We start from the raw sequence: 24,563 nt of genomic DNA, 5'->3' as shown, positions 1-24,563 counted from the left end.
ATGTCCACGACGACGAATACCATTCCGTCGGTCAACCTGCTGCCGTATCACGAGGCGCGCAAGGCCGCCCGGCGCAAGAAGGTCTACACCATGCTCGGCGGCGCGGCGGGCGCCGGCGCGCTGGTAGTGCTGATCGGCGGCTTCTACATCGACGCGCAGATCGACGAGACGACGGCGCTGAACCAGACGCTGACGACCGAGAACGCCCGCATGGACGGGCAGATCCGCGAGGTCAACACCCTGAAGAAGGACATCGAGGCCCTGCTGGATCGCCAGCGCGCCATCGAGAGCCTGCAGGCGCAGCGCAACCTGCCGGTGCAGCTGCTGGAGGAACTGGTGCGCCAGGTGCCTGAAGGCGTGTACCTGAACGGGCTCAAGCAGACCGGAGACGACTTCGTCATGTCCGGCGTGGCCCAGTCCAACGAGCGCGTGTCCGAACTGCTGCGCAACATCGGCCAGGTGCAATGGCTCGACCGCGCCGAGCTGGTGGAGTCCAAGGCGATCATGATGACCAACAACCTGCGCGAGCAGCGCCGGCTGTTCGACTTCTCGATGCGCCTCTCGTACCGCGCCCCGGAGCAGCCGGGCGACAAGAAGAAGGGCGCCTCCGACGCGGCGGCCAAGCCCGCGGGAGGCAAGGTCTGATCATGGCACTCAATTCCGATATCTCGCTTCAGGACCTGACCGCGCAGTTCCGCGGCCTGAACCTCAACGAACCCGAGACCTGGCCCGCCGCGCCGCGCGTGCTGTTCTCCGTGCTGGCCGCGCTGATCGTGCTGGTGCTGGGATGGCAGTTCTACTGGAGCGACAAGCAGGACGAGCTGGAACGCAAGCACGCCGAGCACGAGCAGCTACGCCAGCAGTTCGCGTCGAAGGTCGCCCAGGTGGCCAATCTGGACGAACTGCGCAAGCAGAAGGTGGAGGTGGAAAAGCGCGTGGCCCTGGCCGAGCGGCAACTGCCGAACAGCACGGAAATGGACGCGCTGCTGGCCGACGTCAACCACGCCGGCGTGGCCCGTGGGCTGCAGTTCGAGCTGTTCAAGCCCCAGGCCGCCGTCGTGAAGCCGTACTTCGCCGAAATCCCGGTCAACCTCAAGGTCACGGGCCGCTACCACGACGTGGCGCTGTTCAACGCCGACGTGGCGGCGCTGTCGCGGATCGTGTCGATGCGTAACCTGAACATGACGACGGGCAAGGACGGCACGCTGTCGATGGAAGCCGTGGCAATGGCCTACCGGGCACTGGATCCGGACGAGCAGGCCGCGCAGCGCAAGGCTGCCGCCGATGCCGCCGCCAAGAAGAAGGGAGGCGCCAAGTGAGCCGCCTGACCCGATGCCCGCCGGTCGCCCTGCACACGTTCGCCGCCGCGGCCCTGGCCGTGATGGCCCTGGCCGGCTGCGGCCAGAGCGACGACGCCGGCCTGCAGCAGTGGATGGCGCAGACCCGCGCCGCCAAGGCCCCGCCGCCCGAGCCGTTGCCCGAGGTCAAGCCGTACACGCCGCGCGAGTACGGCGGGCGCACGTCGCCGGAGCCGTTCGCGCAGACCAAGATCGGCGAGCTGAACAAGACGATGTCCGAGTCGCCGGAGGCCGGCCGGCGACACGAGCCGCTTGAAGACTATCCGCTGGAGAACTTCAAGATGCTCGGCATGCTGAAGAAAAACGGCGAGACCTACGGTGTCGTACGCGTAGATAACAAGATCCACCACGTCAAGGTGGGTCAGTATCTCGGCCAGAGCTATGGCCGGGTGGTCCGCATCAGCGATCAGGAGATCGTGTTGCGCGAATTGGTTCGGGAAGGGGTCTCAGATTGGAAAGAGAAAATGACCAGCCTGAAGCTGGAGGCATCCGCATGATCACGGCACGTTGGGTCCGGGCGCTTGCGGGCGCTTCAGCGATGGCGCTGGTGCTGGCCTCTCCGGCCGCACTGGCACAGAACAACCAGCTCAAACAGGTGGAGGCCAACGTCGTTGGCGAGCAGACCGTGTTCACGGTCGACCTCAAGAGCCCGCTGGCGCAGAAGCCGGTGGATTTCACGACGCAGAACCCGGCGAAGATCGCGATCGACTTCTTCGACACCGGCTTCGCGGCGGGCCGCGCGCAGTACGAGTACGCCGGCAAGCTGCTGAAGAGCGCCAACGTGATGCAGATCGGGGACCGCACCCGCGTGGTGCTGAACCTGGCCCGCACGGCCACGTACCGCACGGAAATGCGCGGCACCCAGTTCGTGGTGCTGATGGACAACGTGGCGCAGTCCGCCACGGCGGCCGCGCCGACGTTCGCGCCGGCGGCCCCGGTCATGCAGCCCGTGGCGGTCAACCGCACGCTGATCCGCAACATCGACTTCCGCCGCGGCACCGACGGGGCGGGGCGCGTGGTGGTGGACCTGTCGTCGCGCGACTCGGGGATCAACATCCAGCAGCAGGGACAGAACCTGGTGGTCGACTTCATCGGCACGGGGCTGCCGGCGGACCTGCGCCGCCGCTTCGACGTGACCGACTTCGGCACGCCGGTCCAGGCCATGCGCGCCACCGACGCCAACGGCGCCGCGCGCCTGACGATCGAGCCGCGCGGCAACTGGGAATACAGCTCGTACCAGACGGACAACCAGTTCGTGGTGGAGGTGCGCCAGGTCAAGGAAGATCCGAACAAGCTGATTGCCGGCCAGGGGTATCGCGGCGAGCGGTTGTCGCTGAACTTCCAGAACATCGACATCCGGTCGCTGCTGCAGGTCTTTGCCGATTTCACGAACCTGAACATCATCACGAGCGACACGGTGCAGGGCAACCTGACGCTGCGCCTCAAGGATGTGCCGTGGGACCAGGCGCTGCAGATCGTGCTGGATTCGAAGGGCCTGGCATCGCGCCGCAACGGCAACGTGCTGTGGGTGGCCCCGAAGGCCGAGCTGGCGACCAAGGAAAAGCTGGAGCTGGAAGCGCAGCAGCAGATCAACGAGCTGGAGCCGATCCGCAGCCAGGTGTTCCAGTTGAACTACCAGCGCGCCGAGGACGTGCGGCGGATGCTGCTGGGCCTCTCTGCCGGCGGCGGCGGCGTGTCGGCCGCGGCAGTCGGCGGCGCGGGCGCCAGCGGTGGCGCCACGCGGATGCTGTCCAAGCGCGGCTCGCTGACGGCTGATCCGCGGACGAACCAGTTGTTCGTGTCCGACATCGGCTCCAAGCTGGAAGAGGTGCAGGGCTTCCTGCAGAAGATCGACATCCCGGTGCGCCAGGTGGTGATCGAGGCACGCATCGTCGAAGCCAGCGACACGTTCAGCCGCAACCTCGGCGTCAAGCTCGGGTTTGCGTCGCGCCGGTCGGGCGCCGGCTACGGCAACACGTACGAGAACGTGGCGTCGCCGTTCACCCAGGACGCGCAGTGGACCACGAGCCCGGCGGTCAGCCTGCCGGCGGCGGCGATCAACGGCACGAATCCGGCGTCGGTGGCGTTCAGCATCTTCAACACGGCGGCCGGCCGCTTCCTGGACCTGGAACTGTCCGCGCTGGAAGCCGACGGCAAGGGCAAGATCATCTCCAGCCCGCGCGTGGTGACGGCCAACAACATCAAGGCGCTGATCGAGCAGGGTACGGAACTGCCGTACCAGTCGGCCACGTCGAGCGGCGCCACGTCGGTGCAGTTCCGCAAGGCCAACCTGAAGCTGGAGGTCACGCCGCAGATCACGCCGGAAGGCAACGTGCTGCTCGACGTCGACGTGAACAAGGACAGCGTGGGTATCCAGACCGTCAACGGGTTCGCCATCGACACCAAGCACGTGCAGACGCAGGTGCTGGTGGAAAACGGCGGCACGGTGGTGATCGGCGGCATCTACAGCCAGGACGAGAGCAACAACTACAGCAAGGTGCCGTTCCTGGCCGAGATCCCGGTGCTGGGCTACCTGTTCCGGAATAACGCCAAGGTCAACAACCGCACCGAGTTGCTGGTGTTCCTGACGCCGCGGATCCTGAACGACAGCGTCTCGCTGAAGTAAGTCCGCAAGCAGGCCGGAGGGCGCCGCCCGCCCGCTTGAGACGATTCTGAAAACGGGCGCCCGGGTGCAGTTGGGGCCCCGGATGCAGTAGACTGGCAGGCCGCGTCGCATCTGACGCGGCCTTTTTCTTTTTGGCGGCAACGCGGGAAACCGGCGGCCAGCCGGAGCCGGTCACGACACGGCGCAATGGCGTATGCAGCACGCCGGCGCGGCGGACCGACCGGGTGGCCGGGCCCCGAGCCTTATCGTGCAAGACAGTCCAGTGACAGCCAATCGCCCGAATCTTTTCTTTGTTGGCCTGATGGGCGCCGGCAAGACCACCGTCGGCCGTTCGGTGGCCCGACGCCTGAACTACCCGTTCTTCGACTCGGACCACGAGCTGGAAGCGCGTTGCGGTGTCAAGATTCCCGTGATCTTCGAGCACGAGGGCGAAGACGGTTTCCGGGACCGCGAGGCGCAGATGATCGCCGAGCTGACCGGCCGGACCGGCATCGTGCTGGCCACGGGCGGCGGCGCGGTGCTGCGCCCGGCCAATCGGGAAGCACTGAAGGCGAACGGCACCGTGGTCTACCTGCGGGCCAGCCCGCACGACCTCTGGCTGCGCACGCGCCATGACCGCAACCGTCCGCTGCTGCAGACGGAGGACCCGAAGGGCCGGCTGGAGGCGCTCTACGCCCAGCGTGACCCGCTCTACCGCGAAGTGGCGGACTTCATCATCGAAACCGGCAAGCCGACCGTGGCGCAGCTTGCTAATATGGTTCTCATGCAACTTGAAATGGCCGGCTTCACGTTTCCGCCCGAGGAAACCGTGCCCGACACCGAACCGGTGGCCGGGCAGCCGGCGCAGGACACCCATTCATGATCACGCTGGAAGTCGATCTCGGGGCGCGTAGCTACCCCATCCATATCGGCGGCGGCCTGCTGGACCGCGCCGACCTGCTGCAGCCGCACGTGCGCGGCCAGCACGCCGTCATCGTGACCAACGAGACGGTCGGTCCGCTGTACGCGGCGCGCGTGGAGGCGGTGCTTGCCGGGCTCGGCAAGACCGTCCGCACCGTGGTGCTGCCCGATGGCGAGCGGTTCAAGCAGTGGGAAACGCTGAACCTGATCTTCGATGCGCTGCTGCAGGCGGGCGCCGACCGCAAGACCACGCTGATCGCGCTGGGCGGCGGCGTGGTGGGCGACATGACCGGCTTCGCGGCGGCCTGCTACATGCGCGGCGTGCCGTTCGTGCAGATGCCGACGACGCTGCTGTCCCAGGTGGATTCGTCGGTGGGCGGCAAGACTGGCATCAACCATCCGCTCGGCAAGAACATGATCGGCGCGTTCCACCAGCCCAACGCGGTGATCGCCGACATCGACACGCTGCGCACGCTGCCGCCGCGCGAGCTGGCGGCCGGTCTGGCCGAGGTCATCAAGCACGGCGCGATTGCCGACGCCGGCTACTTTGGCTGGATCGAGGCCAATATCGCGGCGCTCAACGCCTGCGACACGGTGCTGATGGCCGAGGCGGTGCGCCGCTCGTGCGAGATCAAGGCGGCCGTGGTGGCGCAGGACGAGCGCGAGGGCGGCCTGCGCGCCATCCTGAACTTCGGCCACACCTTCGGCCATGCGATCGAGGCCGGCATGGGCTACGGCGAATGGCTGCACGGCGAGGCCGTGGGCTGCGGCATGGTGATGGCGGCGGACCTGTCGCACCGGCTCGGGTTCATCGACACCGAGACGCGCGCCCGTATCCGCGAGCTGACGCAGACGGCGATGCTGCCCGTGGTGGCGCCGGACCTGGGCATCGACCGCTACATCGAACTGATGAAGGTGGACAAGAAGGCGGAAGCCGGCAGCATCAAGTTCATTTTGCTGCGCAAGCTGGGCGAGGCGTTCATCACCACCGTGCCCGACCCGGACCTGCGCGACACGCTGCGCCACGCCGTCCTGAAACCTCCCACCGAGGCACCGGTCGCCTGAGCGCCTGGTTATGCCTTGCAACCCCGAACCAGCCACGGAACCACGGATTGCCGCATGACCCACACGCCAGTGACCGACCTCGACGCCCATCTCGCCCCCTTTGCCGCGCGTTCCGCCAACACGCGCGGACGGGTGCATGCCGAGCCGGCGTCGTCCTCGCGCAGCGAATTCCAGCGCGACCGGGACCGCGTCATCCACAGCACGGCCTTCCGCCGGCTGGAATACAAGACGCAGGTGTTCGTCAACCACGAGGGCGACCTGTTCCGGACGCGCCTGACGCATAGCCTGGAGGTGGCGCAGATCGCGCGGTCGATCGCCCGCAACCTGCGGCTCAACGAGGATCTGGTCGAGGCGATCTCGCTGGCGCATGACCTGGGCCACACGCCGTTCGGCCATGCCGGCCAGGACGCGCTGAACGGGTGCATGAAGAACCATGGCGGCTTCGAGCACAACCTGCAGAGCCTGCTGGTCGTGGACGAGCTGGAAGAGCGCTACGGCGGCTTCAACGGGCTGAACCTGACGTTCGAGACGCGCGAAGGCATTCTCAAGCATTGCTCGCGCGTCAACGCGGCGGCGCTGGGCGAACTGGGCCGGCGGTTCCTGGAGGGCAGCCAGCCGTCGCTGGAGGCCCAGCTGGCCAACCTGGCCGACGAGATCGCCTACAACAACCACGATATCGACGATGGCCTGCGCTCGGGTCTGCTGACGCTGGACCAGCTGGACGAAGTGCCCATGTGGGCGCGGCACCGGGCCGAGGTGTCGGCCGCGTTCCCGGGCATCAACGGGCGGCGCGCGATCAACGAGACGGTCCGGCGCATGATCAACACGCTGATCGTTGACCTGATCGAGACGACGGGGCGGAATATCGCCGCCGCCAATCCGAAGTCGATCGACGATGTGCGGGCGGCCGGCCCGCTGGTGTCGTTCAGCCCGAAGATCCACGAGGAGGCGGCCGCGCTGAAGCGCTTACTGTTCCGCCACCTGTACCGGCACTACCTGGTGATGCGCATGTCCGCCAAGGCGCAGCGGATCATCGTCGACCTGTTCAACGCGTTCATGCAGGACTCGCGGCTGCTGCCGCCCCAGTACCAGGCGGCCCACGGCGCCGACCAGCCCCGGCTGATCGCGCACTACATCGCCGGCATGACCGACCGCTATGCGATCCGCGAGCATCGCCGCATCTTTGCCGTCACCGAGAGCCATTCGATCGGCTGACTGAAAACGGGGACAGATCACGGTATCATCCGGGCATCGCTCAACGAGGGATGCCCCGATGGCCCGCCTTCCCCGCTTTTCCCCCGCCGGCCTGCCGGCCCTGGTGTTGCAACGTGGCAACAACCGCCAGCCAGTGTTCCTGGGGAACGAAGACTACCTGCACTACCTCGACTGCCTGCGCATGGCGGCGCGCGAGCATGAGCTCGCCATCCATGCCTATGCGCTGCGGCCCAACCACATCCACCTCGTGGCAACGCCGAAGGGCCCGGATTCGCTGAGTCTGACGATGCAGGCGGTGGGCCGGCGCTATGCGCGGCACTTCAACCGCGTGGCGGAGCGCACCGGCACGCTGTGGGAGGGGCGCTTCCGCTCGGCGGTGATCGAGCCGGAAACGTGGCTGCTGCCGGCCATGCTCTACGCAGAAGGCAACGCCGTGCGCGCCGGCGACGTCCTGTCGCCCGAGACCGATCGCTGGAGCAGCTATCGCCATCACGCCGGCATCGAGGCCAGCGCCATTGTGAGCGATCACTCCAACTACTGGGACCTTGGCAACACGCCATTCGAGCGGCAATCGAATTACCGCGCGCTCATGGCCGAGGGCCTGTCCGGCCGGACGCTCGCCACCTTGCAGAAGCATGCGCACAGCGGCTGGCCGCTGGGCGGCGAAGCATTCCTGGCGCAACTGGAGCGGCATGCCACACGCCGCGTGCAGCCGCTGCCGAAAGGCCGACCACGGAAGTCGACTATTCCTGACGAAGACAGCGCGACGACCGACTGACTTCCGGAATCCAAAGGAATCGCACCAAACCAGTGCAAATGCGGCCGCAATTTAATGTGTCCCCATTAAAAATTCACGCCGAAACTGTGCGAAGAAAAATGTATTCCGACCCCATTTAATAATTTTGCGAGCAGTAGGGCTTTCTCTTATAGTTGCTCCACCCACAGTCATTGTGCGGCGCGTCACGCTCGTGTACGCCGCTGCGGTCCCGTTGTCCGTCCAAGCCCGTCCGAAGAGACAGAGGCGCCCCCGCGACAGCCATCCCGTTCGGTCTGCCTTGCTGGCTGCGCAGCCTTCACCGGAATTCAGCCCGTGGACCACTCGCAACAACCTTCCGATCTCGCCGCCCGCCCGCAGGCCCAGGGCCTCTACGACCCGACCAACGAGCACGACGCCTGCGGCGTCGGCATGGTCGCGCACATCAAGGGCAAGAAGTCCCACGAGATCATCTCGCAGGGCCTGAAGATCCTGGAGAACCTGGACCACCGGGGCGCCGTGGGCGCCGACGCGCTGATGGGCGATGGCGCGGGCATCCTGATCCAGATCCCGGACCAGTTCTACCGCGAGGAAATGGCCAGGCAGGGCGTGACGCTGCCGCCCAATGGCGAGTACGGCGTGGGCATGATCTTCCTGCCGAAGGAACACGCCTCGCGCCTGGCCTGCGAGCAGGAACTGGAGCGCACCGTACGCCTGGAAGGCCAGGTCGTGCTGGGCTGGCGCGACGTGCCGGTGGACTGCAACATGCCGATGTCCCCGACCGTGCGCAAGACCGAGCCGGTGATCCGCCAGATCTTCATTGGCCGTGGCCGCGACATCATGACCACGGACGCGCTGGAACGTAAGCTCTACGTGATCCGCAAGACGGCCAGCCACGCCATCCAGGCGCTCAAGCTCAAGCACGGCAAGGAATACTTCGTGCCGTCGATGTCGGCCCGTACCGTCGTGTACAAGGGCCTGCTGCTGGCCAACCAGGTGGGCGAGTACTACCTGGACCTGCAGGATTCGCGCGCCGTGTCGGCCCTGGCCCTGGTGCACCAGCGCTTCTCGACCAACACGTTCCCGGCCTGGGAACTGGCCCACCCGTACCGGATGGTCGCCCACAACGGCGAAATCAACACGGTCAAGGGCAACGTGAACTGGGTGAACGCCCGGACCGGCGCCATCTCGTCGCCGGTGCTCGGCGACGACCTGCCCAAGCTCTGGCCGCTGATCTACCCGGGCCAGTCGGACACGGCATCGTTCGACAACTGCCTCGAACTGCTGACGATGGCTGGCTACCCGCTCGTCCACGCGATGATGATGATGATCCCGGAAGCCTGGGAACAGCACACGCTGATGGACGACAACCGCCGCGCGTTCTACGAGTACCACGCCGCGATGATGGAGCCGTGGGACGGCCCCGCCGCCATCTGCTTCACCGACGGCCGCCAGATCGGCGCCACGCTGGACCGTAATGGCCTGCGTCCGGCCCGCTTCTACGTGACCGAGGACGATTTCGTCGTGCTGGCGTCGGAAGCCGGCGTGCTGCCGTTCCCCGAGTCGCGGATCGTCCAGAAATGGCGCCTGCAGCCGGGCAAGATGTTCCTGATCGACATGGAGCAGGGCCGCATCATCGACGACAAGGAGCTCAAGGACAACCTGGCCAACGCCAAGCCGTACAAGAGCTGGATCGACGCCGTGCGCATCAAGCTCGACGAGATCGACGCCAAGCCCGAGGACGTGGCCGCCGAGAAGAAGCCGGTGTCGCCGCTGCTGGACCGCCAGCAGGCGTTTGGCTACACGCAGGAAGACGTCAAGTTCCTGATGGCGCCGATGGCGCTGGCCGGCGAGGAAGCCACGGGCTCGATGGGCAACGACTCGCCGCTGGCCGTGCTGTCGTCCAAGAACAAGACGCTGTACCACTACTTCCGCCAGCTGTTCGCCCAGGTGACCAACCCGCCGATCGACCCGATCCGCGAGAACATGGTCATGTCGCTGGTGTCGTTCATCGGTCCGAAGCCGAACCTGCTGGAGCTGAACAACATCAACCCGCCGATGCGGCTTGAAGTGTCCCAGCCGGTGCTGGACTTCAAGGACATCGCCAAGATCCGCAACATCGAGCACTACACGGGCGGCAAGTTCCGGTCGTACGAGCTGAACATCTGCTACCCGGTGGCATGGGGCAAGGAGGGCATCGAGGCCCGCCTGGCGTCGCTGTGCGCCGAAGCGGTGGACGCCGTGCGCTCGGGCTACAACATCCTGATCGTGTCCGACCGCCGCGTCGACGACACGCAGGTGGCCATCCCCGCGCTGCTGGCCACGTCGGCCGTGCACCATCACCTGGTGGAAAAGGGCCTGCGCACGTCCAGCGGCCTGGTCGTGGAAACCGGCTCGGCCCGCGAGGTGCACCACTTCGCGCTGCTGGCCGGCTATGGCGCCGAAGCCGTGCACCCGTACCTGGCCATGGAAACGCTGGCCGACATGGCCGCGGGCCTGTCGGGCGACCTGTCGCCCGAGAAGGCGGTCAAGAACTTCGTCAAGGCGATCGGCAAGGGCCTGTTCAAGGTGATGTCGAAGATGGGCATCTCCACGTACATGTCGTACACGGGCGCCCAGATCTTCGAGGCCATCGGCCTGTCGCGCGAACTGGTGCAGAAGTACTTCCACGGCACGCCGTCGAACGTCGAGGGCATCGGCATCTTCGAGGTGGCCGAGGAAGCGCTGCGCCTGCACACCGACGCCTTCGGCAGCAACCCGGTGCTGAGCAACATGCTCGACGCCGGCGGCGAGTACGCGTTCCGGATCCGTGGCGAAGAACACATGTGGACGCCGGATTCGATCGCCAAGCTCCAGCACGCGGTGCGCGCCGAGGACGGCCGCGGCCAGTACCAGACGTACAAGGAATACGCGAACATCATCAACGACCAGAGCCGCCGCCACATGACGCTGCGCGGGCTGTTCGAGTTCAAGGTGGACCCGTCGCGCGCCATTCCGCTGGAGGAAGTGGAACCGGCCAAGGAAATCGTCAAGCGCTTTGCCACCGGCGCCATGTCGCTGGGCTCGATCTCGACCGAAGCCCATGCCACGCTGGCCGTGGCGATGAACCGCATCGGCGGCAAGTCGAACACGGGCGAGGGCGGCGAGGACGAGAAGCGCTACCGCAACGAACTGCGCGGCATCCCCATCAAGCAGGGCGACTCGCTGAAGAGCCTGCTGGGCGACCACGTGGTGGAAAAGGACCTGGCACTGCAGCCCGGCGATTCGCTGCGCTCGAAGATCAAGCAGGTGGCGTCGGGCCGTTTCGGCGTGACCGCCGAATACCTGGCGTCGGCCGACCAGATCCAGATCAAGATGGCGCAGGGCGCCAAGCCGGGCGAAGGCGGCCAGCTGCCGGGCCACAAGGTGTCCGACTACATCGGCAAGCTGCGCTACTCGGTGCCGGGCGTGGGCCTGATCTCGCCGCCGCCGCACCATGACATCTACTCGATCGAGGATCTGGCGCAGCTGATCCACGACCTGAAGAACGTCAACCCGTCGTCCGACATCTCGGTCAAGCTCGTGTCCGAAGTGGGCGTGGGCACCGTGGCGGCCGGCGTGGCCAAGGCCAAGGCCGACCACGTGGTCATCGCCGGCCACGACGGCGGCACCGGCGCCTCGCCGTGGTCGTCGATCAAGTACGCGGGCTCGCCGTGGGAACTGGGCCTGGCCGAGACGCAGCAGACGCTGATGCTGAACGGCCTGCGCAACCGCATCCGCGTGCAGGCCGACGGCCAGATGAAGACCGGCCGCGACGTGGTGATCGGCGCGCTGCTGGGCGCCGACGAGTTCGGCTTTGCCACGGCGCCGCTGGTGGCCGAGGGCTGCATCATGATGCGCAAGTGCCACCTGAACACCTGCCCGGTGGGCGTGGCCACGCAGGATCCGGCGCTGCGCCAGAAGTTCCAGGGCAAGCCCGAGCACGTGGTGAACTTCTTCTTCTTCGTGGCCGAGGAAGCGCGCGAGATCATGGCGCAACTGGGCATCCGCACGTTCGACGAGCTGATCGGCCGCGCCGACCTGCTCGACATCCGTGCCGGCATCGAACACTGGAAGGCACGCGGCCTGGACTTCGGCCGCATCTTCTACCAGGCCCCGATCCCGGCCGACGTGCCGCGCTACCACACCGACGTGCAGGACCACGGCCTGTCGGTGGAAGCCGGCAAGGCGCTGGACCACACGCTGATTGCCAAGGCCCGTCCGGCCATCGACAAGGGCGAGCGCGTGTCGTTCATCCAGCCGGTCAAGAACGTGAACCGCACGGTGGGCGCGATGCTGTCCGGCGTGGTGGCCAAGCAGTACGGCCACGAAGGGCTGCCCGACGACACGATCCACATCCAGCTCCAGGGCACGGCCGGGCAGTCGTTCGGCGCGTTCCTGGCGCACGGCATCACGCTGGACCTCGTGGGCGACGCCAACGACTACGTCGGCAAGGGCCTGTCGGGCGGCCGCGTGATCGTGCGCGCCCCGCACGAGTTCCGCGGCGACCCCACGCGCAACATCATCGTCGGCAACACGGTGCTGTACGGCGCGCTGGCCGGCGAGGCGTTCTTCAACGGCGTGGCCGGCGAGCGCTTTGCGGTGCGTAACTCGGGCGCCACGGCCGTGGTCGAAGGCACCGGCGACCATGGTTGCGAGTACATGACCGGCGGCACCGTGGTGGTGCTGGGCGGCACGGGCCGCAACTTCGCGGCCGGCATGTCGGGCGGCGTGGCCTACGTCTATGACGAGGACGGCCTGTTCGACAAGCGCTGCAACACGTCGATGGTGGCGCTGGAAGCCGTGCTCGCCTCTGCCGACCAGCAGAAGGGCCAGCCGGAATCGCAGTGGCACAAGGCCGGCGGCAAGCGCCAGCTGGACGAAGTGATCCTGCGCAACCTGATCGAGCAGCATTTCCGCTACACCGGTTCGGAGCGCGCCAAGGCGCTGCTGGCCGACTGGACCACGGCACGCCGCAAGTTCGTCAAGGTCTTCCCGACCGAGTACAAGCGCGCGCTGGGCGAGATGTACGAGAAGGAACAGGCGGCCCGCGACAGCGATCGCGAAGCGGTCGCCGCCTGACCGGCAGCCCCACGACGAGAGGTGCCCGCGGCCAAGCGCCGCGGCACCGACAAGATACTGACCCCACGCGAGGCCGGCCCGGCCGCCTCGCGCCAAGCAAGACCAAGGATGCAACATGGGTAAGGCGACTGGCTTTCTCGAATTTCCGCGCCAGAACGAAGGCTACGAACCCGTAGTCAAGCGCGTGAAGCACTACAAGGAATTCGTGTTCGCGCTGTCCGACAGCGAAGCGAAGATCCAGGGTGCGCGCTGCATGGACTGCGGCATCCCGTTCTGCAACAACGGCTGCCCGGTCAACAACATCATCCCGGACTTCAACGACCTCGTGTATCGCCAGGACTGGAAGCAGGCGATCGAGGTGCTGCACCAGACCAACAACTTCCCCGAGTTCACGGGCCGCATCTGCCCGGCACCGTGCGAGGCGGCCTGCACGCTGGGCATCAGCGAGCTGCCGGTGGGCATCAAGTCGATCGAGCACGCCATCATCGACAAGGCCTGGGAAGAGGGCTGGGTGGCGCCGCAGGTGCCGAAGCACAAGACCGGCAAGACCGTGGCCGTGGTGGGCTCGGGCCCGGCCGGCCTGGCCGCCGCGCAGCAACTGGCGCGCGCCGGCCACGACGTGACCGTGTTCGAGAAGAACGACCGCATCGGCGGCCTGCTGCGCTACGGCATCCCCGACTTCAAGATGGAGAAGACGCTGATCGACCGTCGCATCGAGCAGATGCAGACCGAGGGCGTGACCTTCCGCGCGGGCGTGATGGTGACCGATGGCGACAAGCTGCCGGCCGGCATCAAGAACTACGCCCGCGAGACCATCTCCGCCCAGGCGCTGATGGACCAGTTCGACGCCGTGGTGCTGGCTGGCGGCTCCGAAGTGCCGCGCGACCTGCCGGTGCCGGGCCGCGACCTGGCCGGCGTGCACTACGCGCTGGAATTCCTGATCCCGCAGAACAAGGAAGTGGCCGGCGACGGCGTGAACGAGATCCGCGCCGAAGGCAAGCACGTGATCGTGATCGGCGGCGGCGATACGGGGTCGGACTGCGTGGGCACGTCGAACCGCCACGGTGCTGAATCGGTCACCCAGTTCGAACTGCTGCCGCAGCCGCCGGAAGAAGAGAACAAGCCGCTGGTGTGGCCGTACTGGCCGATCAAGCTGCGCACGTCGTCGTCGCACGACGAAGGCTGCTCGCGCGACTGGTCGGTCGCCACCAAGGAACTGATCGGCGAAAACGGCAAGGTCACGGCGCTCAAGGCGTGCCGCGTGGAGTGGAAGGACGGCCGCATGCAGGAAGTGCCGGGCAGCGAGTTCGTGCTGAAGGCCGACCTGGTGCTGCTGGCCATGGGCTTCACGAACCCGGTGGGCTCGATGCTGGAGGCATTCGGCGTGGACACGGACGCGCGCAAGAACGCCAAGGCCGCCACGGAAGGCGACCGCGCCTATCACACCAACGTGCCGAAGGTCTTTGCCGCGGGCGACGTCCGCCGCGGCCAGTCGCTGGTGGTCTGGGCCATCCGCGAAGGCCGCCAGGCCGCCCGCTCGGTCGACACCTTCCTGATGGGCCACTCGGAACTGCCGCGCTGAGCGCCGCAGGGTCCGATGGGCAAAACCCCCGCATGCCGGAAGGCTGCGGGGGTTTTTTGTTTCAGGATCGTCCGATGGCGTCAATCGGAAGAAGTGCCGCATGCGGCTCCCCTCTCCCGCCTGCGGGAGAGGGGTTGGGGGTGAGGGCAAGCGCTTCTACAGCCGACACCCCATCACCACCGCCCCCTCCCCATAACTCGCCAGCTTCTCCACATGCCGGGCCGCGTCGACGGGGGCGTACCCGAGCCTGCGCCAGTAGGCGTCGGCCGACTGCACGGCGATCAGGTGCGAGGTGCGCAGGCCGGTGGTCATCGCCACGTCACGGGCGGCGTCGTAGAGTCGGGCGGCCAGTCGGGCGCCGCGGCCGGCTGGCGCCACGGCCATGTCGTGGATAAACCAGGTCAGGGGTTCGGTGGCGGGCCAGGCGGCCGCCAGGTGGCCGTTCCACGGTGGCAGCGTGGCCTGGGGCCAGGCGTGGCTGAACAGGTAGGCGGCCGGTGCCTGGCCGCGCAGGGCGGCCACCCAGCACGTGTCGGGCGCCAGCGCCAGGCGGCTGGCCAGTGCGTCGGCCGATTCCTGGAGCGCCGGGCCGTAGCACCGGGCCTGGATGGCGAAGATGGCGGGCAGGTCGGTGGCCTGCATGGGCCGCAGGTCGAAATCTGACATCGGGCGATTATACGGGCGCTCACATCCGGGTCCTCCCGGAGAGCGTTTACGCGGTCTGTGCCGGGTGGTGCGATCTCCTTACAATCGTTCCAAACTAGATAAGAAGAGACTGCCTCGAAATCCCTTTCAGCCGATTTGGTGCCGTAGCGGTGGGTGCGGCCCGGAGGAAATTGATGTCCGAAGTACGCATATCCCTGCGGCTTTGGCGAGGTATAGCGAAGTTGCCAATACTCGCTGCCAGATGGCTGTCACCTGCGGCCGCCGTTGCGCTCTGCACGGCGACGGCCCTCGCTCAGCCTCCCGCTTTTGCCCAGCTCGCCAGCATTCCGTCGCCCACGCGCGCCGACGTGGCCAGCCGCCAGATGACCTATCCCGCCCGTCCGCTGCGCCTGATCGTGCCATTCCCGGCCGGTGGCGTGGCCGATGCGGTGGCGCGGCTGCTGGCCGAGCGGCTGGCCGTCCGGCTCGGCGTCTCCGTCGAGGTGGACAATCGCCCCGGCGCGGCCGGCACCATGGCGGGCGACCTCGTCGCCAAGGCCAGTTCCGACGGCCACACGCTGCTGTTCCACCAGGCCAACATGCTGATCCAGCCCGGGCTGGAGCCCGTGCCCTACGACGTGATGCGCGATTTCACGCCCGTCGTGCGCGTGGCGGCCACGCCGTTGTTTCTGGTCATCGACGGTCATCTGCCGATGACCACGCCGCAGCAATGGGTCACGGCCGTGCGGTCGAACCCGGCGTCGTACAGCTACGGCTACGGCCAGCCGGGCAGCCCGGCCCATCTCTACGCCGAATACGCCGTGCGCGGCCTGCCGAACAGCGTGCCGCTGGTGATGGGCAAGGGCGAGAGCGCCGTGGTCCAGGAGATGCTGGCCGGGCGGATCAGCGCGTGCTTCTGCTCGTGGTCGGCTGTCCAGTCGCATGTGCGCTCGGGGGCACTGAAGATCCTCGGCGTGACCGGCCCGGTGCGCTCGCCGCTGACCCCGCAGGTGCCGACGTTGCAGGAAGGCGGGCTCGACGGGTATGCCGCGCTGTCCTGGTATGGCGTGATGGCGCCGGCCAAGACGCCGCGTGCCATCGTCGCCCGATTGGCCAACGAGCTGGACAATGTGACCAACGAGCGCGAAGTCCGCGCGCAACTGCTGGCGGCCGGCCTGACGCCGGTGCGCGACTCGCCCGAGGCATTCGCCACGGCCATCCGTGCCGAATCCGTGCAGTGGCAGGTCATCCTGCGCCAGGCCCCGCCGCGCGGCGAACCCTGAGCCGGCCGGGGGCGCGCGGGCGTCCCGGGCTGTCGTCACAGCCCTGTCACCGATTGTTGTCGCCAGTGCAATGGTGAGATCACCACACCGCGCGGCGACCGATAGGTAGTAGCCCTTATAATGGCGCCCTGTCCAAATCCGGTGACAACGTGACCGCTACCGTGCCGAACCCGTCTGGCCAGGGCTTTTCAGGCCCGAACGTCGTCGAACTCGCGGATGTCGATTTTGCATACGCGGCTGGCGACAAGCCCATCCTGTCCGGCCTTTCCATGCGGTTTCCGCGCGGGAAGGTGGTGGCCGTCATGGGCGGATCGGGCTGCGGCAAGACCACCGTGATGCGCCTGATCGGCGGCATGGTGCGCCCGCAAAGCGGCCGCATCACGTTCAATGGCACCGACATCGACGCGCTGGACCAGACCGGCCTGTACGCGGTGCGCCGCCAGATGGGCATGCTGTTCCAGTTCGGCGCGCTGTTCACCGACCTCTCGGTGTTCGACAACGTCGCCTTCCCGCTGCGCGAGCACACCGACCTGCCCGAATCGATGATCCGCGACCTGGTGTTGATGAAGCTCAACGCCGTGGGCCTGCGCGGGGCGCGCGACCTGATGCCGGCGCAGATCTCGGGCGGCATGGCGCGGCGCGTGGCGCTGGCGCGGGCCATTGCGCTGGACCCGGCGCTGCTGATGTACGACGAGCCGTTCGCCGGGCTGGATCCGATCTCGCTGGGCCTGACCGCCAACCTGATCCGCGACCTGAACGACGCGCTGGGCGCCAGCACGATCATCGTCTCCCATGACGTGCAGGAGACGTTCCAGATTGCCGACTACGTCTATTTCATTGCCAACGGCCGGATTGCCGCCGAAGGCGCGCCCGACGCGCTGCGGGCGTCGAGCGATCCGTTCGTGCACCAGTTCGTCCACGCCAAGGCCGACGGCCCGGTGCCTTTCCACTACGCCGGCCCCTCGCTGGCCGATGATTTCCTGGCCGGAGGCGCGCGTTGACCGGCTTCTTCACTACCATCGGCGCTGCGGTGCGCCAGTTCGTGGGCGGCATCGGCCGCGCCACGCGCATGTTCCTGGCGCTGCTGGCCGGGTCGCCGGCGCTGCTGCGGCGGCTGCGGCTGGTGACCGACCAGGTGTTCTTCGTCGGCAACCTGTCGCTGGTGATCATCGCCGTGTCCGGCCTGTTCGTCGGCTTCGTGCTGGGCCTGCAGGGCTATTACACGCTGAACCGCTATGGGTCCGAGCAGGCGCTGGGCCTGCTGGTGGCGCTGTCGCTGGTGCGCGAGCTGGGGCCGGTGGTGTCGGCGCTGCTGTTCGCGGGCCGCGCCGGGACGTCGCTGACGGCCGAGATCGGGCTGATGAAGGCCGGCGAGCAGCTGACCGCCATGGAGATGATGGCCGTCAACCCGCTGCAGCGCGTCATCGCGCCGCGGTTCTGGGCCGGCGTCATCGCCATGCCGATCCTGGCGGCCATCTTCAGCGCCGTAGGCATCCTGGGCGGCTACCTGGTGGGCGTGCAGCTCATCGGCGTGGACGCCGGCGCGTTCTGGTCGCAGATGCAGGGCGGCGTGGACGTGCGCGCCGACGTGCTCAACGGCGTGATCAAGAGCTTCATTTTTGGCATCGCGGTGACGTTCATCGCGCTGTACCAGGGGTTCGAGGCGAACCCGAAGCCCGAAGGCGTATCGCGCGCCACCACGCGGACCGTGGTCATGGCGTCGCTCGCCGTGCTCGGGCTGGATTTCCTGCTGACCGCGCTGATGTTCAGCTGACAAGCATTCGACTAGAGACTCGCATGAAGAAAAATTCGCTCGACTACTGGGTGGGGCTGTTCGTGGTGCTGGGCTTTGCGGCCCTGCTGTTCCTGGCGCTGAAGGCCGGGAACATGAGCAGCCTGTCGTTCCAGGAAACCTACACGGTGACCGCGCAGTTCGACAACATCGGCGGGCTCAAGCCGCGCGCGCCGGTCAAGAGCGCCGGCGTGGTGGTCGGCCGCGTGGCGGCCATCAACTTCGACGACAAGCAGTACCAGGCCACGGTGACGCTGAACCTGGAAAAGCGCTACGAGTTTCCGCGCGACACGTCGGCCAAGATCCTGACCTCGGGGCTGCTGGGCGAGCAGTACATCGGCCTGGAGGCCGGTGGCGACGACAAGATGCTGGCGCAGGGCGGCAAGATCACGATGACGCAGTCGGCCGTGGTGCTGGAAAACCTGATCGGCCAGTTCCTGTACAACAAGGCTGCCGACGCGGGCGCCGGTGGCGGCGGCTCGTCGGCGCCGGCCCCGGCCGCCGCGCCGGCGCCGTCCGCTCCGGACGCGTCGGGCCCGGCCCCGGCAGCACTGCCCGCCGCGCCGGGGATGGGCGGCAGCAAATGAGTACCTTGCAACGCCTGACCGCGGCCCTGGCGGCCGCGCTGGCCCTGGCTGGCTGCGCCACGGGCCCCAATGCCAATCCGGCCGATCCGCTGGAGCCGTTCAACCGCGGCGTGTCGACGTTCAATGACAACGTCGACAAGTACGCGCTGAAGCCGGTGGCGGAGACCTACCAGGACTACATCCCGTCGCCGGTGCGCACGGCGGTGGGCAACTTCTTCTCGAATGTCAGCGACGTCTACTCGGCCGCCAACAACCTGCTGCAGGGCAAGCCCTCGCGGGCGGCGGAAGACACGATGCGCGTGGCGATCAACAGCGTGCTGGGCATCGGCGGGCTGATCGACATCGCCACGCCGGCCGGCCTGCCCAAGTACAAGGAAGACTTTGGCCAGACCATGGGCGTCTGGGGCGTGCCCGCCGGCCCGTACCTGGTGCTGCCGCTGTTCGGGCCCAGCAGCGTGCGCGACGCGTCGGGCATGGTCGTGGACCGCTTCATGGACCCGACCAGCTATATTTCCCCGTGGTACGCCCGCCTGTCGGTGTCGACGGTGCGCGTGGTGGACGGCCGGGCCCAGTTGCTGGGCGCCACGAGCCTGATCGAGGCCGCCGCGCTGGACAAGTACGCCTTCCTGCGCGATGCGTACATGCAGCGCCGCCAGTATCTGATCCACGACGGCAGTCCGCCGTCGCAGGATGACGAGGACCAGCCGGCGCCGGCCACGCCCGCGCCCGAGGGCGACGACGCGGCGGCCGGCAAGACCACCGGCTGACGCCGGCCAGCCCGGGCCGGGCAAGGGTTTGCGGCGGCTGTGAGCGCGCTGTGAGCCCTGAAACAAAGTGTTTGAAAGTAGCGTCCGCGCCATATGCATGTCGCATGCTGGGCCGGGGGCTGTGTTTCAATGATCCCCGATGGCGGCGCACCCCCAGCGCCCTGTCTAGAAAGGAAAAACTCACATGATCAAGCGATTGCTGCTCCCGTTCCTGACTGTCGTGGCCTTTGCCGGCGCTGGCGCCGCCCAGGCCCAGACCGATGCCGCCACGCCCGACGGCCTGGTCAAGTCCGTCGTGACCGACGTGATGTCGACCGTGCAGGGCGACAAGGACATGCAGGCCGGCAACATCGGCAAGATCACCCAGCTCGTCGAGCAGAAGATCCTGCCGCATGCCAACTTCACGCGCACCACGCAGATCGCCATGGGCCGCAACTGGTCCAAGGCCACGCCGGAACAGCAGAAGGCGATCACCGACGAGTTCAAGACGCTGCTGATCCGCACGTACGCCGGCGCCATTGCCCAGATCCGCGACCAGAAGGTGCAGTTCCGCCCGTACCGCGGCGCGGCTGACGATACCGACGCCACGATCCGCACGCAGGTCATCAACAAGGGCGAGCCGATCCAGATGGATTACCGCCTGGAGAAGACCGCCGACGGCTGGAAGGTGTACGACATCAACGTGCTGGGCGCCTGGCTGACCGAAGCCTACAAGGGCAGCTTCAACACGATCGCCAACCAGCAGGGCGTGGATGGCGTGATCAAGACGCTGCAGGACCGCAACCGCCAGCTGGCCAACGCCAAGAGTTGACCGGCGCGGCCGGCCGGGTCGCTGCGCCGCAACACGGCGCGGCCGATTCTGGCTACAATGGCCGCTCGCTCCCGCCTTCGGGCGGGAGCTTCCGTTTCCAACCGGCTTTCTCCACTTCCATCGCGCCCCATGCCTTCCCTTGGCACCTCGCTGACCAACCGCAACGCCGCCGCCGTGCTGCGTGACGGGCTGTCGCGCGTGCATCAGGGGGACGTGGCGGTCGACTGCAGCGCGCTGACCCAGCTCGACTCGTCGGCCGTTGCCGTGCTGCTGGCCTGGCAGCGGGCCGCCGCCCAGCACGGGCAGTCCCTGGCGATCGGCGGCGCCTCGCCGCAACTGCGGTCGCTGGCCAGCCTGTACGGCGTCGACGGCCTGCTCGGCCTGGCCGCCCCGGCCGCCCACCCGGAACTCCACCACCACCGACATTGAACCGGCATCCGTTGCCGTGCGCGTGTTGCTGCGTACGGTCATGCGATGCCACGGCGTCGGGCCGCGGGCCTGGCGTCGCGCCGGGCAGAGCGGGGAAACCCCCGCATCCCCTATAATTCCGGGTTGTTCGCCCCCAAGTCGCCCCCAAGTCCCTGACACGTTCCCCAGGTGCTGCGCGGCTAACCTCAGGGGCGCTCCCCCCAACTCCAGGAGTGGCTGGCCAGACGCCGGCCGCATCCAAGACATTCGGCCATGAAAGCCATCGAAATCACCGATGTCCGCAAGCGCTACCGCAATCTGCAGGCGCTCAAGGGCGTCAGTTTCAGCGTCGAGCGCGGCGAGTTCTTCGGCCTGCTCGGTCCCAACGGCGCCGGCAAGACCACGCTGATCTCGATCCTGGCGGGGCTGAACCGCGCCGATTCGGGCCAGGTCAGCGTGCTGGGCCACGACGTGGTGGACGACTACCGGATGGCGCGCCGCATGCTGGGCGTGGTGCCGCAGGAGTTGGTGTTCGATCCGTTCTTCACGGTGCGCGAGACGCTGCGGCTGCAGTCCGGCTACTTCGGCCTGGCGCGCAACGACGACTGGATCGACGAGATCATGGCCAACCTGGACCTGACCAACAAGGCCGACAGCAACATGCGCCAGCTCTCGGGCGGCATGAAGCGCCGCGTGTTGGTGGCCCAGGCGCTGGTGCACCGCCCGCCCGTGATCGTGCTGGACGAACCCACCGCCGGCGTGGACGTGGAACTGCGCCAGACGCTCTGGAAGTTCATCTCGCGGCTGAACCGCGAGGGCCACACCATCATCCTGACCACCCACTACCTGGAAGAAGCCGAGGCGCTGTGCGACCGCATCGCCATGCTGAAGTTTGGCGAGGTGGTGGCGCTGGACCGCACCAGCAGCCTGCTGAACCAGTTCGCGGGGCTGCAACTGGTGCTGACATTGTCGAAGGGTACGCTGCCGGCCGAGCTGGAAGCGCTGCGCACGCCGGCCAACCCGGGCGAACGCGCCCACCGGCTGCGGCTGTCCGGCTACGAGGCCGTGGAGCCCATCCTGGCCGCGCTGCGCGCCGCCGGCTGCGAGATCGAGGACATGGAAATCAGCAAGGCCGACCTGGAGGACGTTTTCGTGCAGATCATGCGCCGCGAGGGCGAAATGCCCGGCCGCACGCCGAACGCCGCCATGGAGGCCGCGGCATGAAGAATCCGGCCGATATCAAGGTGAACGAGCAGCACGACGCCCAGCGCATCGCGGCGATGGCCGTGGGGGGCTTTGTCGGCTTTCGCACGCTGCTGTACAAGGAAGTGCTGCGCTTCTGGAAGGTGGCCTTCCAGACCGTGGCGGCGCCGGTGCTGACCGCCGTGCTGTACCTGCTGATTTTCGGGCACGTGCTGGAAGACCGCGTGCGCGTCTACGACCAGATCAGCTACACCGCGTTCCTGGTGCCGGGGCTGGTGATGATGAGCGTGCTGCAGAACGCGTTCGCCAACAGCTCGTCGTCGCTGATCCAGTCCAAGATCACCGGCAACCTGGTGTTCATCCTGCTGCCGCCGCTGTCGCACTGGGAAATGTTTGGCGCCTACGTGGTGGCGTCGATCATCCGTGGGCTCTGCGTGGGCCTGGGCGTGCTGCTGGTGACGGCGTGGTTTGCCCATCTGCATTTCGCGCATCCGCTCTGGATCCTGGTCTTCGGGCTGGCCGGCGCGGGCATCCTGGGGACGCTGGGCCTGATCGCCGGCATCTGGGCCGAGAAGTTCGACCAGCTCGCCGCGTTTCAGAATTTTCTGATCATGCCGGCGACGTTCCTGTCCGGCGTGTTCTATTCGATCCACTCCTTGCCGCCGTTCTGGCAGGCCGTGTCGCATGCCAACCCGTTCTTCTACATGATCGACGGTTTCCGCTTTGGCTTCTTCGGCGTGTCCGACGTGCCGCCGCTGCAGAGCCTGGCCGTGGTGGTCGTGGCGTTCGCGGTGCTGGCCACGCTGGCGATGCGCCTGCTGCGCAAGGGTTACAAGCTGCGGCACTGACCGGCCGCAAACCACCGTATTCACAGAGACAGACATGCTGCCTACTCCGGAACAAGTCAGGGATTACATTGCCCAAGGGTTGCCCTGCGACCATCTGCAAGTGGAAGGCGATGGCCAGCACTTCTTCGCCACCATCGTGAGCGGGGAATTCGAGGGCAAGCGCCTGATCCAGCGGCACCAGCGCGTCTACGCGGCGCTGGGCGACCGCATGCGCGCCGAGATCCATGCGCTGTCGATGAAGACGCTGACGCCGGCCGAATGGCAGGCCGAGGCCGGCAAGTAAGCCGCGCCATCCGAAACATTCCCCGGCCGGGCGCGTGCCCGGCCGGACGACCAGACAGAACAATGGACAAATTCCAGATCCAGGGCAACGGGCCGCTCAAGGGCGAGGTCCGCGTGTCGGGCGCCAAGAACGCCGCGCTGCCGATCCTGTGCGCCGGCCTGCTGACGGCCGACACCGTGACGCTGGCCAACGTGCCCGACCTGCAGGACACGCGCACGATGCTCAAGCTGCTGCGCCAGATGGGCATGCAGGCCGACATGGTGGACGGCGTGGCCACGCTGAACGGCGCCGACATCAATTCGCCCGAGGCGTCGTACGACTTGGTGAAGACCATGCGGGCGTCGATCCTCGTGCTGGGGCCGCTGGTGGCCCGCTTTGGCGAGGCGCGCGTGTCGCTGCCCGGCGGCTGCGGCATTGGCGCGCGGCCGGTGGACCAGCACATCAAGGGCCTGCAGGCCATGGGCGCCGAGATCACGATCGAGCACGGCTTCATCCACGCCCGCGCCAGCCGCCTCAAGGGCGCCCGCGTGGTGACGGACATGATCACCGTGACCGGCACCGAGAACCTGCTGATGGCCGCCACGCTGGCCGACGGCGAGACCATCCTGGAGAACGCCGCGCGCGAGCCCGAGGTGACCGACCTGGCCGAGCTGCTGGTCAAGATGGGCGCCCGGATCGACGGCATCGGCACCGACCGCCTGATCGTGCAGGGCGTGGACAAGCTCCACGGCGCCGAGCACCGCGTGGTGGCCGACCGCATCGAGGCCGGCACGTTCCTGTGCGCGGCCGCCGCCACGCTGGGCGAGATCGTGGTGCGCGACGTGCCGCCGCTGATCCTGGACGCGGTGCTGCTCAAGCTGCGCGAGACCGGCGCCACGATCGAGACCGGCGACGACTGGATCCGCCTGGCGATGAAGCAGCGCCCGCAGGCCGTGAGCTTCCGGACGTCCGAGTACCCCGCCTTCCCGACCGACATGCAGGCCCAGTTCATGGCGCTGAACGCCGTGGCCGAGGGCACCGCGCGCATCACCGAGACGATCTTCGAGAACCGCTTCATGCACGTGCAGGAGCTGAACCGGCTGGGCGCCAACATCACGGCCGAGGGCAACACCGCCGTAGTGACCGGCGTGCCGCGGCTGTCGGGCGCCAGCGTGATGGCCACCGACCTGCGCGCGTCGGCCAGCCTGGTGATTGCCGGGCTGGTGGCGGACGGCGAGACCACGATCGACCGGATCTACCACCTGGACCGTGGCTACGACCGCATGGAAAACAAGCTGTCGGCCGTCGGCGCCAGGATCCGCCGCATCGGCTGAACCCGGCCACGCACCACCCGCCG

Annotated in this window: 22 protein-coding genes; 21 read left to right on the top strand and 1 reads right to left on the bottom strand. The window is 67.4% G+C overall.

Translation table 11 applies throughout. The features are described from left to right. From EPAKOI_RS14905 to EPAKOI_RS14860, 10 genes are all read left to right on the top strand, one after another. Complete coding sequence (locus EPAKOI_RS14905; RefSeq protein ID WP_423192517.1) at nucleotides 1–645, top strand: PilN domain-containing protein; 645 nt, start codon at nucleotides 1–3, stop codon at nucleotides 643–645. Between the two features lie 2 nt (nucleotides 646–647). Continuing rightward, complete coding sequence (locus EPAKOI_RS14900; RefSeq protein ID WP_124683058.1) at nucleotides 648–1,319, top strand: type 4a pilus biogenesis protein PilO; 672 nt, start codon at nucleotides 648–650, stop codon at nucleotides 1,317–1,319. Nucleotides 1,320–1,381: 62 nt separating this feature from the next. After that, nucleotides 1,382–1,855 carry a pilus assembly protein PilP gene (locus EPAKOI_RS14895; protein ID WP_124685021.1) on the top strand — a complete coding sequence of 158 codons (474 nt, stop codon included), beginning with the start codon at nucleotides 1,382–1,384 and terminating at the stop codon, nucleotides 1,853–1,855. Further along, nucleotides 1,852–3,984 carry a type IV pilus secretin PilQ gene (gene pilQ / locus EPAKOI_RS14890; protein ID WP_124683059.1) on the top strand — a complete coding sequence of 711 codons (2,133 nt, stop codon included), beginning with the start codon at nucleotides 1,852–1,854 and terminating at the stop codon, nucleotides 3,982–3,984. Before EPAKOI_RS14895 ends, pilQ begins: the two co-directional genes overlap by 4 nt. Before the next feature lie 301 nt (nucleotides 3,985–4,285). After that, on the top strand, nucleotides 4,286–4,846 hold the full coding sequence (locus EPAKOI_RS14885; protein ID WP_253700056.1) for a shikimate kinase: 561 nt from the start codon (nucleotides 4,286–4,288) through the stop codon (nucleotides 4,844–4,846). Then, nucleotides 4,843–5,949 carry a 3-dehydroquinate synthase gene (gene aroB / locus EPAKOI_RS14880; RefSeq protein ID WP_423192516.1) on the top strand — a complete coding sequence of 369 codons (1,107 nt, stop codon included), beginning with the start codon at nucleotides 4,843–4,845 and terminating at the stop codon, nucleotides 5,947–5,949. Before EPAKOI_RS14885 ends, aroB begins: the two co-directional genes overlap by 4 nt. A 54-nt stretch (nucleotides 5,950–6,003) precedes the next feature. Beyond that, nucleotides 6,004–7,164: a deoxyguanosinetriphosphate triphosphohydrolase gene (locus EPAKOI_RS14875; RefSeq protein ID WP_423192515.1), complete on the top strand. Its 1,161-nt coding sequence runs from the start codon at nucleotides 6,004–6,006 to the stop codon at nucleotides 7,162–7,164. 58 nt (nucleotides 7,165–7,222) lie between these two features. After that, complete coding sequence (locus tag EPAKOI_RS14870; RefSeq protein ID WP_423192514.1) at nucleotides 7,223–7,942, top strand: transposase; 720 nt, start codon at nucleotides 7,223–7,225, stop codon at nucleotides 7,940–7,942. A 408-nt stretch (nucleotides 7,943–8,350) separates the two neighbouring features. Beyond that, on the top strand, nucleotides 8,351–13,018 hold the full coding sequence (locus EPAKOI_RS14865; protein ID WP_423193525.1) for a glutamate synthase-related protein: 4,668 nt from the start codon (nucleotides 8,351–8,353) through the stop codon (nucleotides 13,016–13,018). 115 nt (nucleotides 13,019–13,133) lie between these two features. Further along, nucleotides 13,134–14,600 (top strand): glutamate synthase subunit beta, encoded by a 1,467-nt coding sequence (locus tag EPAKOI_RS14860; RefSeq protein WP_124683064.1) that lies wholly within the window; start codon nucleotides 13,134–13,136, stop codon nucleotides 14,598–14,600. 156 nt (nucleotides 14,601–14,756) lie between these two features. Here EPAKOI_RS14860 and EPAKOI_RS14855 read toward each other — a convergent pair whose 3' ends face one another. Further along, nucleotides 14,757–15,266, bottom strand: a complete 510-nt coding sequence (locus EPAKOI_RS14855) for a GNAT family N-acetyltransferase (RefSeq protein ID WP_423192513.1) — start codon at nucleotides 15,264–15,266, stop codon at nucleotides 14,757–14,759. Between the two features lie 173 nt (nucleotides 15,267–15,439). Between EPAKOI_RS14855 and EPAKOI_RS14850 the strand changes: the two genes are divergently transcribed. From EPAKOI_RS14850 to murA, 11 genes are all read left to right on the top strand, one after another. Next, nucleotides 15,440–16,528 carry a Bug family tripartite tricarboxylate transporter substrate binding protein gene (locus EPAKOI_RS14850; protein ID WP_423192512.1) on the top strand — a complete coding sequence of 363 codons (1,089 nt, stop codon included), beginning with the start codon at nucleotides 15,440–15,442 and terminating at the stop codon, nucleotides 16,526–16,528. Nucleotides 16,529–16,677: 149 nt separating this feature from the next. Next, entirely contained in the window at nucleotides 16,678–17,529 is an 852-nt protein-coding gene (locus EPAKOI_RS14845; RefSeq protein WP_124683068.1) for an ABC transporter ATP-binding protein, read from the top strand. Then, nucleotides 17,526–18,302, top strand: a complete 777-nt coding sequence (gene mlaE / locus EPAKOI_RS14840; RefSeq protein WP_423192511.1) for a lipid asymmetry maintenance ABC transporter permease subunit MlaE — start codon at nucleotides 17,526–17,528, stop codon at nucleotides 18,300–18,302. The genes EPAKOI_RS14845 and mlaE overlap by 4 nt, the downstream gene beginning before the upstream one ends. A gap of 23 nt (nucleotides 18,303–18,325) precedes the next feature. Then, complete coding sequence (mlaD, locus tag EPAKOI_RS14835; RefSeq protein ID WP_124683070.1) at nucleotides 18,326–18,907, top strand: outer membrane lipid asymmetry maintenance protein MlaD; 582 nt, start codon at nucleotides 18,326–18,328, stop codon at nucleotides 18,905–18,907. Continuing rightward, complete coding sequence (locus tag EPAKOI_RS14830; RefSeq protein WP_423192510.1) at nucleotides 18,904–19,674, top strand: MlaA family lipoprotein; 771 nt, start codon at nucleotides 18,904–18,906, stop codon at nucleotides 19,672–19,674. The genes mlaD and EPAKOI_RS14830 overlap by 4 nt, the downstream gene beginning before the upstream one ends. A gap of 184 nt (nucleotides 19,675–19,858) precedes the next feature. Continuing rightward, the gene (locus tag EPAKOI_RS14825) at nucleotides 19,859–20,485 is read left to right on the top strand and encodes an MlaC/ttg2D family ABC transporter substrate-binding protein (protein ID WP_124683072.1); all 627 of its coding nucleotides are present in this window, start codon (nucleotides 19,859–19,861) and stop codon (nucleotides 20,483–20,485) included. A 129-nt stretch (nucleotides 20,486–20,614) separates the two neighbouring features. Then, a complete protein-coding gene (locus tag EPAKOI_RS14820; RefSeq protein WP_423192509.1) occupies nucleotides 20,615–20,914 on the top strand; it encodes an STAS domain-containing protein in 300 nt (99 codons plus the stop codon). Nucleotides 20,915–21,166: 252 nt separating this feature from the next. Beyond that, nucleotides 21,167–22,117 carry an ABC transporter ATP-binding protein gene (locus tag EPAKOI_RS14815; RefSeq protein WP_124683074.1) on the top strand — a complete coding sequence of 317 codons (951 nt, stop codon included), beginning with the start codon at nucleotides 21,167–21,169 and terminating at the stop codon, nucleotides 22,115–22,117. Beyond that, the gene (locus EPAKOI_RS14810; protein ID WP_409559075.1) at nucleotides 22,114–22,944 is read left to right on the top strand and encodes an ABC transporter permease; all 831 of its coding nucleotides are present in this window, start codon (nucleotides 22,114–22,116) and stop codon (nucleotides 22,942–22,944) included. Before EPAKOI_RS14815 ends, EPAKOI_RS14810 begins: the two co-directional genes overlap by 4 nt. A 34-nt stretch (nucleotides 22,945–22,978) precedes the next feature. Next, nucleotides 22,979–23,227, top strand: coding sequence for a BolA family protein (locus tag EPAKOI_RS14805; RefSeq protein ID WP_124683075.1), 249 nt, complete (start codon nucleotides 22,979–22,981; stop codon nucleotides 23,225–23,227). Between the two features lie 62 nt (nucleotides 23,228–23,289). Next, the gene (murA, locus tag EPAKOI_RS14800; protein ID WP_423192508.1) at nucleotides 23,290–24,540 is read left to right on the top strand and encodes a UDP-N-acetylglucosamine 1-carboxyvinyltransferase; all 1,251 of its coding nucleotides are present in this window, start codon (nucleotides 23,290–23,292) and stop codon (nucleotides 24,538–24,540) included. The last annotated feature ends 23 nt before the right edge of the window (nucleotides 24,541–24,563 follow it).

It is taken from the genome of Cupriavidus sp. H18C2 (assembly GCF_049393795.1).
Lineage (GTDB): Bacteria > Pseudomonadota > Gammaproteobacteria > Burkholderiales > Burkholderiaceae > Cupriavidus > Cupriavidus pauculus_C.
The sequence above is the reverse complement of the archived record's forward strand: the minus strand, read 5'-3'. Positions and strand labels throughout refer to the sequence as shown.

Coding starts and splice junctions, on each gene's coding strand:
- EPAKOI_RS14830 (WP_423192510.1), top strand. CDS start 18,904: ATGAGTACCTTGCAACGCCTGACCGCGGCCCTGGCGGCCGCGCTGGCC.
- murA (WP_423192508.1), top strand. CDS start 23,290: ATGGACAAATTCCAGATCCAGGGCAACGGGCCGCTCAAGGGCGAGGTC.
- EPAKOI_RS14855 (WP_423192513.1), bottom strand. CDS start 15,266: ATGTCAGATTTCGACCTGCGGCCCATGCAGGCCACCGACCTGCCCGCC.
- EPAKOI_RS14895 (WP_124685021.1), top strand. CDS start 1,382: ATGGCCCTGGCCGGCTGCGGCCAGAGCGACGACGCCGGCCTGCAGCAG.
- EPAKOI_RS14870 (WP_423192514.1), top strand. CDS start 7,223: ATGGCCCGCCTTCCCCGCTTTTCCCCCGCCGGCCTGCCGGCCCTGGTG.
- pilQ (WP_124683059.1), top strand. CDS start 1,852: ATGATCACGGCACGTTGGGTCCGGGCGCTTGCGGGCGCTTCAGCGATG.
- aroB (WP_423192516.1), top strand. CDS start 4,843: ATGATCACGCTGGAAGTCGATCTCGGGGCGCGTAGCTACCCCATCCAT.
- EPAKOI_RS14900 (WP_124683058.1), top strand. CDS start 648: ATGGCACTCAATTCCGATATCTCGCTTCAGGACCTGACCGCGCAGTTC.
- EPAKOI_RS14815 (WP_124683074.1), top strand. CDS start 21,167: ATGAAAGCCATCGAAATCACCGATGTCCGCAAGCGCTACCGCAATCTG.
- EPAKOI_RS14805 (WP_124683075.1), top strand. CDS start 22,979: ATGCTGCCTACTCCGGAACAAGTCAGGGATTACATTGCCCAAGGGTTG.
- EPAKOI_RS14825 (WP_124683072.1), top strand. CDS start 19,859: ATGATCAAGCGATTGCTGCTCCCGTTCCTGACTGTCGTGGCCTTTGCC.
- mlaD (WP_124683070.1), top strand. CDS start 18,326: ATGAAGAAAAATTCGCTCGACTACTGGGTGGGGCTGTTCGTGGTGCTG.
- EPAKOI_RS14905 (WP_423192517.1), top strand. CDS start 1: ATGTCCACGACGACGAATACCATTCCGTCGGTCAACCTGCTGCCGTAT.
- EPAKOI_RS14860 (WP_124683064.1), top strand. CDS start 13,134: ATGGGTAAGGCGACTGGCTTTCTCGAATTTCCGCGCCAGAACGAAGGC.
- EPAKOI_RS14865 (WP_423193525.1), top strand. CDS start 8,351: ATGGTCGCGCACATCAAGGGCAAGAAGTCCCACGAGATCATCTCGCAG.
- EPAKOI_RS14810 (WP_409559075.1), top strand. CDS start 22,114: ATGAAGAATCCGGCCGATATCAAGGTGAACGAGCAGCACGACGCCCAG.
- EPAKOI_RS14850 (WP_423192512.1), top strand. CDS start 15,440: ATGTCCGAAGTACGCATATCCCTGCGGCTTTGGCGAGGTATAGCGAAG.
- EPAKOI_RS14885 (WP_253700056.1), top strand. CDS start 4,286: ATGGGCGCCGGCAAGACCACCGTCGGCCGTTCGGTGGCCCGACGCCTG.
- EPAKOI_RS14875 (WP_423192515.1), top strand. CDS start 6,004: ATGACCCACACGCCAGTGACCGACCTCGACGCCCATCTCGCCCCCTTT.
- EPAKOI_RS14820 (WP_423192509.1), top strand. CDS start 20,615: ATGCCTTCCCTTGGCACCTCGCTGACCAACCGCAACGCCGCCGCCGTG.